The organism is Butyrivibrio sp. XBB1001 (assembly GCF_000424505.1).
Classification (GTDB): domain Bacteria; phylum Bacillota; class Clostridia; order Lachnospirales; family Lachnospiraceae; genus Butyrivibrio.
The window spans coordinates 366,183-380,652 of sequence record NZ_AUKA01000002.1 but is presented as its reverse complement, the minus strand read 5'-3'; the positions used below and the strand labels follow the sequence as shown (position 1 = coordinate 380,652).

Annotated in this window: 11 protein-coding genes; 1 reads left to right on the top strand and 10 read right to left on the bottom strand. The window is 41.6% G+C overall.

Going from position 1 to position 14,470, the window contains the following annotated elements; translation table 11 throughout:
- Positions 1-66: 66 nt before the first annotated feature.
- The 5 genes from G631_RS0104510 to G631_RS0104490 all read right to left on the bottom strand — a co-directional run bounded on the left by G631_RS0104510 (position 67) and on the right by G631_RS0104490 (position 6,177).
- Entirely contained in the window at positions 67-1,038 is a 972-nt protein-coding gene (locus G631_RS0104510; protein WP_026488439.1) for a carbohydrate kinase family protein, read from the bottom strand.
- 3 nt (positions 1,039-1,041) lie between these two features.
- Positions 1,042-2,523 carry a glycoside hydrolase family 32 protein gene (locus tag G631_RS0104505; RefSeq protein ID WP_035789307.1) on the bottom strand — a complete coding sequence of 494 codons (1,482 nt, stop codon included), beginning with the start codon at positions 2,521-2,523 and terminating at the stop codon, positions 1,042-1,044.
- Positions 2,524-2,609: 86 nt separating this feature from the next.
- Positions 2,610-4,262: an ABC transporter substrate-binding protein gene (locus G631_RS0104500; protein ID WP_026488437.1), complete on the bottom strand. Its 1,653-nt coding sequence runs from the start codon at positions 4,260-4,262 to the stop codon at positions 2,610-2,612.
- A gap of 66 nt (positions 4,263-4,328) precedes the next feature.
- A complete protein-coding gene (locus G631_RS0104495; protein WP_026488436.1) occupies positions 4,329-5,243 on the bottom strand; it encodes a carbohydrate ABC transporter permease in 915 nt (304 codons plus the stop codon).
- Positions 5,244-5,256: 13 nt separating this feature from the next.
- A complete protein-coding gene (locus G631_RS0104490) occupies positions 5,257-6,177 on the bottom strand; it encodes an ABC transporter permease (RefSeq protein ID WP_026488435.1) in 921 nt (306 codons plus the stop codon).
- Positions 6,178-6,422: 245 nt separating this feature from the next.
- Between G631_RS0104490 and G631_RS0104485 the strand changes: the two genes are divergently transcribed.
- The gene (locus G631_RS0104485; protein ID WP_026488434.1) at positions 6,423-7,481 is read left to right on the top strand and encodes a LacI family DNA-binding transcriptional regulator; all 1,059 of its coding nucleotides are present in this window, start codon (positions 6,423-6,425) and stop codon (positions 7,479-7,481) included.
- Between the two features lie 43 nt (positions 7,482-7,524).
- Here the strand turns inward: G631_RS0104485 and G631_RS0104480 are convergent, their stop codons facing one another.
- From G631_RS0104480 to G631_RS0104460, 5 genes are all read right to left on the bottom strand, one after another.
- A complete protein-coding gene (locus tag G631_RS0104480; RefSeq protein WP_026488433.1) occupies positions 7,525-7,875 on the bottom strand; it encodes a PilZ domain-containing protein in 351 nt (116 codons plus the stop codon).
- Positions 7,876-8,037: 162 nt separating this feature from the next.
- On the bottom strand, positions 8,038-8,973 hold the full coding sequence (gene cysK, locus G631_RS0104475) for a cysteine synthase A (protein ID WP_026488432.1): 936 nt from the start codon (positions 8,971-8,973) through the stop codon (positions 8,038-8,040).
- Between the two features lie 131 nt (positions 8,974-9,104).
- The gene (locus G631_RS19935) at positions 9,105-12,713 is read right to left on the bottom strand and encodes a starch-binding protein (protein WP_051196831.1); all 3,609 of its coding nucleotides are present in this window, start codon (positions 12,711-12,713) and stop codon (positions 9,105-9,107) included.
- 263 nt (positions 12,714-12,976) lie between these two features.
- Positions 12,977-14,026, bottom strand: a complete 1,050-nt coding sequence (gene queA / locus G631_RS0104465) for a tRNA preQ1(34) S-adenosylmethionine ribosyltransferase-isomerase QueA (RefSeq protein ID WP_035789306.1) — start codon at positions 14,024-14,026, stop codon at positions 12,977-12,979.
- Between the two features lie 115 nt (positions 14,027-14,141).
- On the bottom strand, positions 14,142-14,333 hold the full coding sequence (locus G631_RS0104460; RefSeq protein ID WP_026488430.1) for a hypothetical protein: 192 nt from the start codon (positions 14,331-14,333) through the stop codon (positions 14,142-14,144).
- Between the last annotated feature and the right edge of the window lie 137 nt (positions 14,334-14,470).

Sequence of the window (14,470 nt, the reverse complement as noted above, 5' to 3'; positions counted from 1 at the left end):
ACTATCAACCACAAAATGATTGATAGTTCCTACTTTTAACGCATATATCATTCTATCTGCAAGCCATTACTTACGGCTTTTTATAAATTCTATTACTTCTTCTTTTGAGGGCATAACTGAAAGGGCTCCCTTTCTTGTTGTTATGATAGAGGCTGCAGCATTTGCAAAGGTCAGGCACTCATAAAGTCCCTCTTTAGAAAGATCATCAAGGCCGTTTCTGTGTATGTAATCTATTGCACAGGCACAGAATGTATCACCAGCTCCTGTCGTTTCTATAGTATCCGGATTCTTAAATCCATCTCTCTTTACCACCATATCTTTGTACAGAGCTATACTTCCATCAGGGCCAAGAGTTGCAAACACAATAGGAATACTGTACTCTTCCTTTATCTTTTTAGCTCCTTCAAGGATATCCGTGCAGCCAGTAAAAAGCTCTATCTCATTATCTGAAATCTTCAAAATATCGCAGTTCTCAAAGCCATACTTCATAGCCTGAAGCGCAGAGTCAACGCTATCCCACAAAGGCTGCCTGTAATTAGGGTCAAAAGAGATTAAAGCACCGCTATTCTTTGCAATCTCAACTGCTCTTTTTGTTGCCCCTCTTGCAGGCTCATCTGTCATTGAAAGAGTTCCCAGGTGAAATATATCTGCATTTCTTATTAAATCAGCATTTTCATTGACTTCTTCTACAGTCAACATCATATCTGCACCTGGTTTTCTGTAAAAAGAAAAGTCTCTGTCTCCGTTTGGAAGCTTATTAACAAAAGCCAGAGTTGTGTGAACAAGGTCATCCATTACAAGGCCACTGGTATCTACACCTTGTACTTCCACTCTCGTCTTTAACATATTTCCAAAAAAGTCTCTTCCAACCTTGCCGATAAAAGCTGTATTATTGCCAAGATTCTGAAGCATAGAGAGCACATTGCAGGGTGCTCCCCCAGGGTTTGCCTCAAATAGAGGGTTCCCCTGACTACTGTCGCCACTAGCAGTAAAATCTATAAGCAGTTCCCCAAGCGCTGCTACATCTATCTTTTTCATACATTATTTCCTCTCAAGCTCATACATGGTAACATCCATAAGAAGTTCGCCAACAGCCTTAAAGCTGATGCCTTCTGCCTTAACATCTGTAAGTATGACCATGGACATTACTTGTTCCCCATTGTTAATAAAGAGTTCCATGCTGTATCTGTCAAGGACAAGTCTAAGTGATATCTCGCCCTTATTACCCGCTACTCTGCAGCGTCTCTGGTGAACGATTGCTCTTCTACTGCCAGAGTGCTTTCTGTCTATCTTTACAATGTTAAGTTCAGGATCATATTCAATAGTTGAATAAGCCTTCCCATTGTCTGCAAACCTGATCTCAAACTTCTTGTAGGAAAGGTCACTTTCTGTTGATCTGACTCTCACAGTCATATCAACGCATCTTCCCTCGATACTTGAAAGTGAGCAGCTATCTGAGATAAGGACATTTTGCCTGCTGATCCTCTTTCCATAATATTTTTCTATTTCTCTTGCAGGCCACTGAATAAGCCTATTATCTACAATTGAAATCTCCCTAGGAAGGCTCATTTGACCAAACCATGGGAAATCATCGCGTCTTATTCCGCAGGTATCCCAGTTCTGCATCCAGCCAATCATAACTCTGCGGCCGTCCTCTGTGAGTATTGTCTGAGGCGCATAGAAGTCAATTCCGTAGTCCACAGCCTGGCAGTTCTCTTCGCAGAAATCACCATCTTCATCAATGCTTCCGATCACACACAATGTTCCATTTCCGTTGTGGAACTCAAGCTCTTCAGGAAGCATGTCCTGAGGGCTTGTGAGCACAACCTGCTTGCCATCGTGACCAAAATAATCAGGACACTCCCACATAACTCCAAATCTATGATTGTTCCTGATAAGAGTCTTGTCATAGGTCCAATTGATACCATCATCACTTACAAACTGAAGGAGCTGACCATCCTTGTCCTCAGTTTTGTTGCCAACTACAATATAGTATTTACCGTTTTCACGCCACACTTTAGGATCTCTGAAGTCATACTTACCAGCGCCTTCTGGAAGCATAGTGCTGTCAATCACAGGATTCTTTTCGTACTTGTGATAGTTTCTGCCATCTCCAAAAGCAATACACTGAGTCTGATATTCATGGATGTTTCCATCCTCATCTTCCTTTTTCTGAACGCCAGTGTAAACAAGGAGCTGTCTGCCGTCTTCCATCTCTATAGCACTTCCTGAAAAGCAACCATCCTTGTCATATTCCTCATCAGGAGCAATTGCGCAAGGCAGATATTCCCAAGTCATAAGATCCTTACTAACTGCATGTCCCCAGTGCATTGGGCCCCATACAGTATCATAGGGATAATACTGGTAAAAGAGATGATACTCGCCCTTATACATGCTAAAACCATTAGGATCATTCATCCATCCGCATCTTGGTGTCAGATGAAAAAGAGGTCTAAGCTCCGGAGCTATCATCTTCTCCTTTTTTTCTTCATATTCACGTGCTTTGTTTAACTTATCACTCATAATACTCCTCATAAATCTATATTGTAGATTCTAAAAAATAAGGGAGGAGAAATAACCTCCCCCCTCTTTATTCATAGTCAAACTTCTTATTTGTAGAACTCATCAAGGTACTTCTGGTAGATTGATAAGTACTGATCAAGGCCATAAGAGTTAACCTGCTTGAGGTACTCATCCCACTCAGCATCTGTAAGACCATTCATTACGAAGTTACTTCTGCTTGAGTTGATGAAGCTGATAAGGTCTGTCTGGATTGTTGTAAGAGTTTCTGTATCCTCAGCTGTCATAAATACGTTAGGATATACATACTTGCAATTCATATCATCTGTGTAGTACTCTTTGATCCAGTCAAGACGATACTGTGCATCATCTGGGCATGTTACGTATACGCCATAGTACTCATCAAGGATAGCAAGAGGTCCACCAACACACTCAGCCTCACGAACTTCTACAGGTGAAGCTTCTCCAAGAGGAGCATGCTTTAACATCTTGTCACCATTTGAATTTGTTGAAAGCTCGAAGATATCAAACTCGTCATCCTCTCCATATGTTCCCCAGTTGTTCTGTGGTGACTGGAATGGATCATACATAAGATCAAGCCATGAGCAAACAAATGCAGGATTCTCGCACTTAGAAGTTACTACGCATCTGCCGCGGTCAAAACCTGATGTAAATGAGCCGTTCATAGGAGTTACGTTTACAACATCAGCCTTAAGTGCTGCAAGTGGAACGAAATCTTCAAGGTTATCAATGTTAGCAACGTCCCATGTAAAGCAAACACCGTATCTGTGTGACTTACCCTTAGCAACATATGTTGACCAGTCCTGTGTAAAGCACTCAGGGTCGATAAGTCCCTCTTCATAGAGCTTGTGGAGCCACTGCATACCAGACTTAAAGCCTTCCTGTGTTGCTGTGCAGATAACCTTCTTGTCATCTGTAACTGCGATATGCTGTCCTATATCGTTGTCACCATAACCTTCGCCAAAGCCATTGATAAGAAGGCTAGGATCCTGATCATTCATGATGCATGACATAGGAATGATGTCACCCTCAATACCAAACTCAGCCTGAAGTTCAGATGCATGATCCTTGAAAGCCTTAAGTACTTCTTCAAATTCATCAACCGTTGTAGGTGTCTGAAGCCCGAGGAAATCAAGCCACTTCTTGTTGATGTATGTAAAGTTATTACCTACTGTCTGGATTGCTGTCTTGTTAGAACCAAGCTGCTCGATCCAAGGAAGAGCCCAAATATGTCCCTCTGAATCCTCGCACATAGCACGGTACTCAGGATACTTATCAAATACAGCCTTAAGGTTAGGCATGTTGTTGTCGATGTACTCTTCAAGTGGAAGAATAACTCCCTGATCTGAATATCTGATCAGATCTGAGTTGCTAAAGCTTGCGTTGAATACGAAATCTGTAAGAGTATTCTTGTTGGCCATGTTGAGCTGAATCTTGTCACCCCACTGATCACTAGAAATAGCTGTCCAGTCAACATGTACGTTTGTCTCCTCTTCAAGTCTCTTGAAGATAGTTCTGTTGTTAGGTTCTGACTCAGTTCCTGATGGATAGCTGATAGTACCTGTAATAGTAACCTTATTTTCTAATGGGAAACTAAGGTCATCTGCTGAAACAGTTGCTGCCCCACTACCTGTAGCACTCTTACCGCATCCGGTGATCATGCCGGCTGTCATAGTAAGAACAAGTGCTGCTGAAAGTAACTTTGTTGTCTTCTTTTTCATTGTCCCTCTCCTTATAAATAATCTTTATTATCTCCTGTTGCCAGGGGAAGTTCTAATTAACTCTTCTCAGCCCTTAACTGAGCCAACCATAATTCCTGAGTCAAAATACTTCTGGAAGAATGGATACATTACAACAAGCGGCAAGCTTGAAATAATGATGGTTGCATATTTAAGAAGTTCTGCAAGCTGTGCTCTCTGGGCTGTGCTCTGCATATCCGCGATCATTCCAGGATCTGGTTCATTCTGGATAAGGATTGCTCTTAGTACCAGCTGAAGTGGCTGCTTGTCTGCAGAGTTAAGATAGATCATTGCATCAAAATAGCTGTTCCACATTCCTACAAACTGCCATAGTATCAATACTGCTATAAGTGGTGTACATACAGGAAGAAGAATCCTGAAAAAGAACACCAATTCATTGGCACCATCTACATCAGCAGCCTCTCTAAGTTCACTTGGAATCCCCTTAAAGTATGTCCTTGCGATGATCATGTTCCATACGCTAAAGGATCCTGGAAGAATTACTGCCCACATAGTATCAAGAAGTCCCATGTTACTGATAAGAAGGTATGTAGGAATAAGTCCGCCGCCAAAGAACATTGTGATGATAAAGATCGCATTAAAGAACTTTCTGCCCTTAAAATCATCCCTTGACATTGGATAAGCACACAAAAGTGTTATAAATACTGAAAATACTGCAAATAATACAGAGTATATAATTGCGTTTTTAAAACCAATCCATATCTGGGAGTTGGTCATAACTCTCTCATAAGCTGTAAGAGTCCATTTGCTAAAATCAAATACAATTCCCTTGTTCTGAAGAGTTATAGGATCCATAAAAGAAGCTACGATAATGTAAACTACAGGTCCTATGATTGCCATAACGAAGGCAGCAAGCAGAATATATCCAACAAGAAGAAAAATCTTATCTCCAATGGAAGCTCTTGCAAACTCGCTCTTTTTAGCCCTAACTGTTTTCTCCATTTTGCTCTTCTCCTTATAGTCCCTGTCCGTCATTAAGCTTCTCTACAACCTTGTTGACCGCTATCAAAAGAATTACATTGACGATAGTATTAAAAAGGCCTACCGCTGTTGAATAGCTGTAATCGCCATTTAAAAGACCTTTTTTATAAACATAGGTTGCTATGATTTCAGATGAAGCAAGGTTCATATCTGACTGAAGTGCATAAGCCTTCTCAAAACCAATACTCATGATGTTACCTGCCTGAAGGATAAACTGGATAACAACCATATCCTTGATTGCTGGCCATTCAACTGCCTTGATCTGCTGCCAGATATTTGCTCCATCAATCTGTGCCGCCTCTTTCAGTTCCTTGCTGGCATTTGAAAGAGCTGCTGTATACATGATGGATGCCCAGCCTGCGCCCTGCCAGATACCACTTATGATGTAAATTGGTCTGAATGCTGCAGGTATTGTCAGGAAGTTGATATTGGTGCCAAGCATCATGTTGAGTGGACCTGTAACAGATAAAAGGATTCTGACCATACCGCAGAGGACTATGACAGAAATAAAGTTTGGCATATACAGTACAAGCTGGATCTTCTGCTTGATCTTGCTGCTGGCTATTCTATTAAGAAGAAGTGCCAGGATGATCGGCATTGGGAATCCAAATAAGAGTCCGAAAACGCTAAGCTTGAGTGTATTAGCCAGATATTGCATAAAGTCGGGTGATGATAAGAACTGTTTGAAATACTTAAGTCCTACCCATTCACTCCCCAGGATTCCTTTAAATGGGTTGTATTTCTGAAATGCGATAAGAATTCCCCCCATTGGCAAGTACCTGAACACTATCGTAAGAAGAAGTGCAGGTCCCAGGAAGAACACATATAGCTGCCAGTGCTGCTTGACATAAATTAAAGTATTGTGCAGCGAATTATCTTTTGCCTTAGTGTTCATGTAACTCCTCCCAAAGTTTTACATTTGCATCATAATCATTTGCATATGTAAAATATAACACCGAGTTTTTTCGCTGTCAACATAATTATTTTACATTTGCACAATAAGTATTTACATTTGACACTTTAATTTTTACATTTTATAATGATATAGAATTGCGAGAATAACAAAGTTATGGAGCAATTCGTATATCATATATGTATCAAAAGCCATTTTTGACACATTCGAAAGACGGAGACATAATCATGGCAGCAAAGGTCACCTTACAAGATATAGCAGATGCTCTTGGAGTTTCCAGAAATACTGTATCCAAGGCAATCAACAACACAGGCGTTTTGGCAGAAGCCACTAGGCAGAAGGTACTTGAGAAGGCTATAGAGATGGGTTACAAGCAGTTCTCATATGCCAATTCATTAGGAGATATCAAGAATCCTAATATAAGCGGCAAGCCCACTGCTTCTGGTGAGATAGCTCTTTTCTCAGGAAACTTCCTCAACAATTCACACTTTGCTTCTACAATGCTTGATAAATTCCAGCACGAAATATCTCTACTGGGTTATAGCCTGACAATGCACAGAGTAGATTCCAATAATATAGAAACGCACACACTTCCACTTTCCTACAGGCCAGATAATACCAAGGCCATCGTGTGCATCGAGATGTTTGATCACTCCTACTGCGAGATGCTCTGTAATTTAGGCCTCCCTATCCTGATGATCGATGCTCCAGTTGCAAGCTATTGGAAGCCATTAAGTGCGGATGTGCTTCTTATGGACAACTTTTCAAATATCTATACAGTTGTAAATGATATGAGCAAAAAGGGAATCACGAAGATAGGCTTTGTAGGCCAGGTTACTCACTGCCGTTCCTTCTATGAGAGATTTATCGCCTTTAGAGAGGCAATGTACATCAATAATATTCCCTTTGATGAGAAGTACTGCCTCACAGAGATTCATCCCCATGGCACTGAGTATAGAGAGTACTTGTTTGAAGCTCTAAAAGGCCTGAAAGAGCTTCCGGAATTGTTTATTTGTGCTAACGACTTTGTAGCCCTTGACCTTATTTATGGGCTTAAGAGACTTGGAATAGAATGTCCAAGGGACATTAAGATATTTGGCTTTGACGATTCACCTGAATCCAAGATCATGACTCCATCTCTTTCTACAAGCCACATCCACAGCCAGATAATAGGTTACTCCGCCGCAAATCTTGTTATATCAAGAATTGAACAGCCAGATCTTAACTACCGTATCACCTATACCGAGACAGACCTGATATATAGAGAGTCCACTAAGATTGAATAAAAAAGAGGATGCAGCCAAACTAGCTGCATCCCTTTATATCATATCAATTATTCTTGTTGTGAAGCTCATCTTCCACTGTTTCGTATACGCGGATCCTCATCCTGTCTGAATCAGGCATTCCAATGAAAATTCCTCCATAGTGGAATATATCCCCTTCCTTGTTTGCCCTTGTTATCTGAAGGAAAACATGGATCTTGTCTTTGTTCCACAATGTAAGATTTGTCTCATAGTTGCTGCCAATGGTAAGCGCCCTGTCTGTGGTAAAACCAAGACCATCTCTTGAACAGTCCGTAATCTCAATCTGAGCAAGCTCGCCGTCTTCAACGCCGCCAACTTCTTTGATAAGAATCTCACCCTCAAGCTCCAACCTTTTATTTTTTCTTTTATCTTCCATATTCACCCCACTAATATGCAAATAAACTATATTTCGTTATCTATATACATAATAACGCAATATATGCATATCAGCAAGTTTAAATAACATACGAATCCTTGATATGAGTAACATTTTCTATTTATAAATCTCAAATGAGAGATTTACTTGCCGAGTACCTTATTAGTTTGCAAAAAGAGGTGTTGAAAGATATCTGTCTCCTGAATCAGGAAGAAGAACAACGATGTTCTTGCCCTTATTCTCAGGTCTCTGAGCCAGGATTGTTGCTGCCTTTAAAGCTGCACCTGAAGAAATACCAACCAGGATTCCTTCAGAAACTGCGAACTTCTTGCCCTCTGCGAAAGCATCCTCATTCTCAATTGCAATTACTTCATCATAAATCTTTGTATTAAGTGTATCAGGCACGAATCCTGCACCAATTCCCTGGATCTTGTGAGCGCCTGCCTCACCCTTTGAAAGAACAGGGCTTGTTGCTGGCTCAACTGCAACAATCTTAACGTCTGGATTAACCTCTTTTAAGAACTCACCAACACCTGTGATTGTTCCGCCTGTACCAACACCTGCTACAAAGATATCAACCTGTCCGTCTGTCTGCTTCCAGATTTCAGGGCCTGTAGTCTTTCTGTGGATTTCAGGGTTAGCTGGGTTTACGAACTGACCAAGAATGATAGCACCATCTATCTCTTTTTCAAGTTCTTCTGCCTTGGCAATTGCGCCCTTCATTCCCTTAGCGCCTTCTGTAAGAACTATCTCTGCGCCATAAGCCTTAAGAAGATTTCTTCTCTCAACACTCATTGTTTCTGGAAGTGTAAGGATTGCTCTGTAGCCCTTTGCTGCTGCAACAGCTGCAAGTCCGATTCCTGTATTACCTGATGTAGGCTCAATGATTGTAGCTCCAGGCTTAAGTTTGCCGCTCTTTTCAGCATCCTCGATCATGCTAAGTGCTACTCTATCCTTGACTGAACCAGCTGGGTTAAGGTATTCAAGCTTTGCAAGAAGTGTTGCGTCTGTAACCCCTGCTGCCTTTCCATATCCGTTAAGTTTAAGAAGTGGTGTTCCACCTATAAGTTCAAGTGCGCTTTCTTTGATGTCTGCCATTTGTATTTCCTCCCGCGTTTTTATATTTGTAAATGCTTTATGTTTGTTTTGATGTTTAAAATATACCACAGCAAATTCGGAAGCGAAATTAAACAAACCTTATCGGAAGAAATAAGTTTGGCTTATAGGCTTTAATCTACAAGGATTCCCTCTTCATCAAAGGTGTATTTCTTAAGCCACTTGGTAATGGTTCTGCCCTTTACCATCTTGCCTTCGGAGTCAAAGTATCTTGTTCCTTCTTCAAAGTCAACAAACTTGCTATTAACCACAGCGCCTCTGCCGTCTGCATAATATGTATCACCATCTACTGTAAACATGGTGTCATAGGCAACTACTCCCTCTGCATCAGCGTAGTATCTTGTGAGCCACTTCTCAAAGAAGCCAGTCACCATGTGTCCTTCTTTGTTAAAGTAATAGGTCTTATCATCTACAGTGACAAAGCTTGATGTAACCATCTTGCCATTGTCTTTGAAGTAATACTTATGTCCGTCAATTCTGGCAATACCTGTTACCTTTTCTCCGTCCTCAGTTACAAAATAAGTTGATCCCCACTTTGTTTTAAAGCTTCCCTCAAGATCCTTTTCAGGCTCTGGCTGTGGCTCTGGTTCTGGCTCAGGCTCATCAGTTCCAATTCCAAGATACTCAAGTACTGCCTCTTTACTTGCAAAGCTGTCCGTGCTGCTGTAAGTGAAATAGTTCTTTTCAATTGTGATGTCTCTGTTATCTGATAGCTGCGTGCCATTTCCATTGTTAAAGATATATGTAAGAGTTCCAGTTTTCAGGGCATCAGTTGGAACCTTGGCGCTATACCAGTTTGTACCCTCTTCTCTTGTCATGCATGTTCCTGGCCAGCCTCCGACAAGATTGTTGTACTCGCCATTTGGTCCGCCATAGACATAAAGATATACATTCTGCCAGTTTGCATCTTCTGCCATCTCGTTGTAGAAATAAACTGTAGTCTTTTCTACCTGGGCGCTTTCGCCAATTGCCTTAAGTGCCTCTTTCTTGGAGCCATATTTCTGATATGAAATGCCATTATGAAGGAAGAACCTGTTCTTCATATCAGAAACCTTCATATCATTTGTCTGTTTGCCATTATTACCGTTGTTAAAGATAATGTTCAGATCTTCACTTGGGCCTGCTGGAAGAACAACGCTATACCAGCCATCCTCATCCTGTGTAAGCTCTTTTCCTGGCCAATCTCCACAAGATGCTGCTCCCCAAGTGTATACGCAGACCTTATCCCATCCCTCTGTATTATAGAAGTATGCTGTTACGTAAGAGCCTGATACTCCAAGAGCTTTTTCAGCAGATTCCTTATCTTCAAATCTCTTTACTACAACCTGTCCCTCTGAAGCCTCAGCATCAGGGGCAAAAAAGATATCTTTTGACTCAGGAGTTATTCCCTCGATATTAACTGTCTGAGTGCCATTTCCATTGTTAAAGATGACATTGTAAGAAGTGATATCGTCATAGGTCTTGATATCAGCCCTGTACCAGCCGCCATTTTCATTTATAGCTGCGCTTCCTGGCCAGCCTCCAAAGAGCTCCTTGCCGCCATCAAGCCATCCGTAGGCATTTACAGATGCCCAGTTCTCTGTATTAAAGAAGTATACAGAATAGGTCTTAAGACCAATTGAGCTTTCTGCTTCCTCTTTTGAGAAGTAAAGGTCGCTACTCTTTGCTGTAGCGAAGGTTCCGCTCTCTTTAGTTACTTTGTAAACAGGTGAAACTGCGCTGCCATCTGCCTTTTCAAAAGTGATGTCAAACTCATCATCAAGAACAGTTACAAAGAACCAACCGTCTCCTTCGCTTACGGTAGCTGCTGTATCGCCGTTTCCATCAACTCTTGCTACTACGCTGTCCCAATTCTCTGAATTGTAGAAATATACTACCTTACCAGTTCCTTCTTCTTTCTCAGAAAGAACAACTACGCCTTCTCCCTCGATAGAACCGCTGAGCACACCATCCTTTACAAGGAATACATCATCGCTCCCCTCAACCTGGTCGCGATAAATACCATCTGCAAGATGTGTTTCTGCGCTTATGTTATTTCTATTTGTGCTGGCATTTACAAGTACAGCACCTTCCTTATTATCGCCAGATCTCTCAATCATAAGAACCTGATTGTTTCCACCAGGATTTGAAAGATATTCGCCGGCATCCCCCATCTCTTCTCTAAAAAGATTTACCGCCTTAACAATAGGAGCCTTGTAGATTGGGCTTCCTGCTGCGCCTATGATATTGTCTCCGTAAGGATTCTCAGTAGAACTGTTATTTGGTCTTGAGAAAAACAGTGGTGTTCCTGCATCTCTACTTGCTATAATAGCCCAGCCCAGGATCAGCTTGTCATCATCAATTGCTTTCCAGCTGCCCTCGCCATCGTTCATATAGTTATCATGAGACTCAACCCAGGTAACAAGCTTCTCTGTATCAGCTGTATAGGTTCTGCCTGCAACTGTCTCATCATAAATCTGATAATCAAGAACTCTGTTTACTGAAAGGTCTCCTGCAGAAAGAGCTGAACGGATGCTGGAACCATAATTGCTGGCTGTTGTTCCGCCAATATACTCCTGATAAGCTGCAAGTCTGTCATTTGTTCCCTGAAGAACCTCTCCATATACAAAAAGATCGTCGTAGTCCTTACTTCCAACTTCCTCTGAATACTCGTTAATGGCTTCTCTCATGTTAGGATAGAAAGTATTTCTGTCCTCCTGCCCTTCGTATGAAGCTGGTACAGGATCATCTGGAAGTGAAATGTGCTTGGCTGTATCAATTCTAAAGCCATCTGCGCCAAGGTATACACAGTCCTTTAAGAATTCATAGAAATACTGCTGGAAACTGATATTCTCAGTATCAACATCAGGAAGTCCGCCCATTTCATAGTAAGTAAGCTCAAGTCTGTCTGTATATCCGCCTGCAGTCTTGCCTGTCTTGTGATAAAGAGCGTCCTCGCCACCTGCTGCATCAAAGAGATCCTGAGAAATGCTGCTGTAGGTAGGTGTTGTGTGGTTTGGAAGGATGTCAACAATGACAGCAATTCCATACTCATCTGCCACATCACACATGTGCTTGAACTCATCTCTTGTGCCCAGCTGATAGTTTCCAATTACCCAGTCAGTTGGCTGATAATGGTACCACCACATACCATCAGGGCCGTGAAGATTCATGCCTGGATTGGTATCAAGACATTCGTTTATAGGAGATGTCTGGACTGCTGTATAGCCAGCATCTGCTATATCTGCCATGTTGTCTGCTATAGTATTAAAGCTCCAGCAGAAGGCATGAAGGATTGCGCCGTGCTGGATGTGGTCGCGGGTAATAAGACTGTTATCCGCTTCCTTTTGCTGTCTTGGAGCAAGTGCAGTAACTGAGTACTCCTTGGAAGGAGTGCTACTGGTAACGGAATACTCATCGCTAAGAGTATCTGAAGCTCCCGTGCTTGCCTCATCTGCAGATATTTTCTGGTCTTCTTCCGTTCCGGTCTTAGTTTCATCTGCAGCGTCTGATGTTTCTTTTGTCACATCTGTAGATGTGCCTGAACTTGCGCTTGCAGAGGCGTCTAGTTCCGCCTCTTCGCCTTCCTGGGCAGAACTTCCCAAACTTGCCGCTTCAAGTCCTTGATTTTCCTGAGGCTCCATGGCCAGCGCATTGGAAACGTTTCCAAAAGAGCTCAAAAAAATAGACAAGCTTAAACCTGCCGTAGATAGTGCTTTAATCCACAATTTTCCCCTTTTCATACTTTTACCTCCAAAAAAATAATAGCACCGATTAACTATATATCAATTATAGTTAATCGATGCTACTATGGTCAATTGTTGAAAGTCTTATAAATTCCGGAAACGTTTTTGTAAACTTTGTATAGATTATCGTTTTTCCTCAGAAAAACGATAATCGTATTGGACTAGCTCCTCGCCAAGCGAGGAGCGTATCCTGCGAAGCAGGATTCTTGCGGACATTTTCCGCTTTTGTTCGCAAGAAGTCATAGTTAACTTTTCACTTATTAAATAAAGAGACATGCATCTCCGAATGAGAAGAACCTGTATCTCTCTTTAATAGCCTCTTCGTAAGCCCCAAGTACATGCTCTCTTCCAGCAAAGGCAGATACCAGCATAACAAGTGTTGACTCCGGAAGATGGAAGTTAGTAATAAGCCCATCCATAAGCTTAAACTTGTAACCAGGATAGATAAAGATTGAAGTATCTCCGCTTGAAGCCTTAATAGTTCCGTCCTCACTAGCTGCACTCTCTATGGTTCTGCAGCTGGTGGTACCAACACAGATAACGCGATGCCCTGACTCTTTTGCCTTCATGATCTTATCAGCTGCTTCCTGAGTTACCTGATACCACTCAGTATGCATGTGGTGCTCCTTGACATTAGTAACCTTAACCGGTCTGAAGGTTCCAAGTCCAACATGTAGCGTCACAAAGGCCAAGTCCACGCCCTTTTCCCTGATCTTCTCAAGAAGATCATCAGTAAAGTGAAGGCCAGCAGTTGGCGCTGCTGCAGAGCCCTCAAACTTGGCATAAACTGTCTGATACATGTTCTTGTCCTGAAGTTTGTGTGTAATATATGGAGGAAGTGGCATTTCTCCAAGCTTATCAAGAACCTCTTCCCAGATTCCATCATAGTAGAACTTCACAAGGCGGTTTCCCTCATCTACTATGTCCATGATCTCAGCCTTAAGTATTCCATCGCCAAAAGATACCCTTGCCCCTGGGCGAAGCTTCTTGCCTGGCTTAACAAGTGTCTCCCAGACATCAGATTCTTTCCTCTTTAAAAGAAGTATCTCAACAGCAGCTCCTGTCTCTTCCTTGACTCCAAGAAGTCTTGCAGGTATTACCTTGGTATTATTAAGAACAAGACAGTCACCCGGCTCAAGATAGTTTATCACCTCATTAAATACGTGATGCTCCACCTTGCCTGAATTCTTGTCCATAACAAGTAGCTTACACTCATCCCTCTTCTCCATTGGATCCTGAGCTATAAGCTCCTTGGGAAGATCAAAATAATAATCTGCAGTTGAAAGTCCTATTTCTACATTCTCACTCATTTTCTTTGTCCTTAAACTAATATGATACAAAAAAACTGTTATACTCTATTCCACGATTTTTTTTCGCGAAGAAGAGTATAACAGTTTAATAGTTTTAAAGCAAGTTGAGGGAAAATTATAACTTCCTCTCAGTATATTTATCAGAAATAATTGCCAGGGTCGCAGAGATGTCATTAAGGGTCTGGGTCATATTCTGGATCATGAGCTGATTAACCTTGTCATCAGAAAGATCATGATTCTTCATACGTTCCTGCATCTCTTTTATTCTCTGCTGCTGAAGGGCTGTAACCTCTGATACTCTACTCATAAATGCACCACCTTTCTCATACAATTGCACCTGCCAAGGTCCAAATACTGTTAGAAATTATTGACGATAATTCGTTTTCGCATAAACAAATTATAACTCAAATATGAGCACATATGAGTGATTTTCCCTATATTTAA

Bases quoted from the DNA above. Each gene is read 5' to 3' on its own strand.
- G631_RS19935 (WP_051196831.1), bottom strand. From the start codon at position 12,713: ATGAAAAGGGGAAAATTGTGGATTAAAGCACTATCTACGGCAGGTTTA.
- G631_RS0104460 (WP_026488430.1), bottom strand. From the start codon at position 14,333: ATGAGTAGAGTATCAGAGGTTACAGCCCTTCAGCAGCAGAGAATAAAA.
- G631_RS0104510 (WP_026488439.1), bottom strand. From the start codon at position 1,038: ATGAAAAAGATAGATGTAGCAGCGCTTGGGGAACTGCTTATAGATTTT.
- G631_RS0104495 (WP_026488436.1), bottom strand. From the start codon at position 5,243: ATGGAGAAAACAGTTAGGGCTAAAAAGAGCGAGTTTGCAAGAGCTTCC.
- queA (WP_035789306.1), bottom strand. From the start codon at position 14,026: ATGAGTGAGAATGTAGAAATAGGACTTTCAACTGCAGATTATTATTTT.
- cysK (WP_026488432.1), bottom strand. From the start codon at position 8,973: ATGGCAGACATCAAAGAAAGCGCACTTGAACTTATAGGTGGAACACCA.
- G631_RS0104505 (WP_035789307.1), bottom strand. From the start codon at position 2,523: ATGAGTGATAAGTTAAACAAAGCACGTGAATATGAAGAAAAAAAGGAG.
- G631_RS0104500 (WP_026488437.1), bottom strand. From the start codon at position 4,262: ATGAAAAAGAAGACAACAAAGTTACTTTCAGCAGCACTTGTTCTTACT.
- G631_RS0104485 (WP_026488434.1), top strand. From the start codon at position 6,423: ATGGCAGCAAAGGTCACCTTACAAGATATAGCAGATGCTCTTGGAGTT.
- G631_RS0104490 (WP_026488435.1), bottom strand. From the start codon at position 6,177: ATGAACACTAAGGCAAAAGATAATTCGCTGCACAATACTTTAATTTAT.
- G631_RS0104480 (WP_026488433.1), bottom strand. From the start codon at position 7,875: ATGGAAGATAAAAGAAAAAATAAAAGGTTGGAGCTTGAGGGTGAGATT.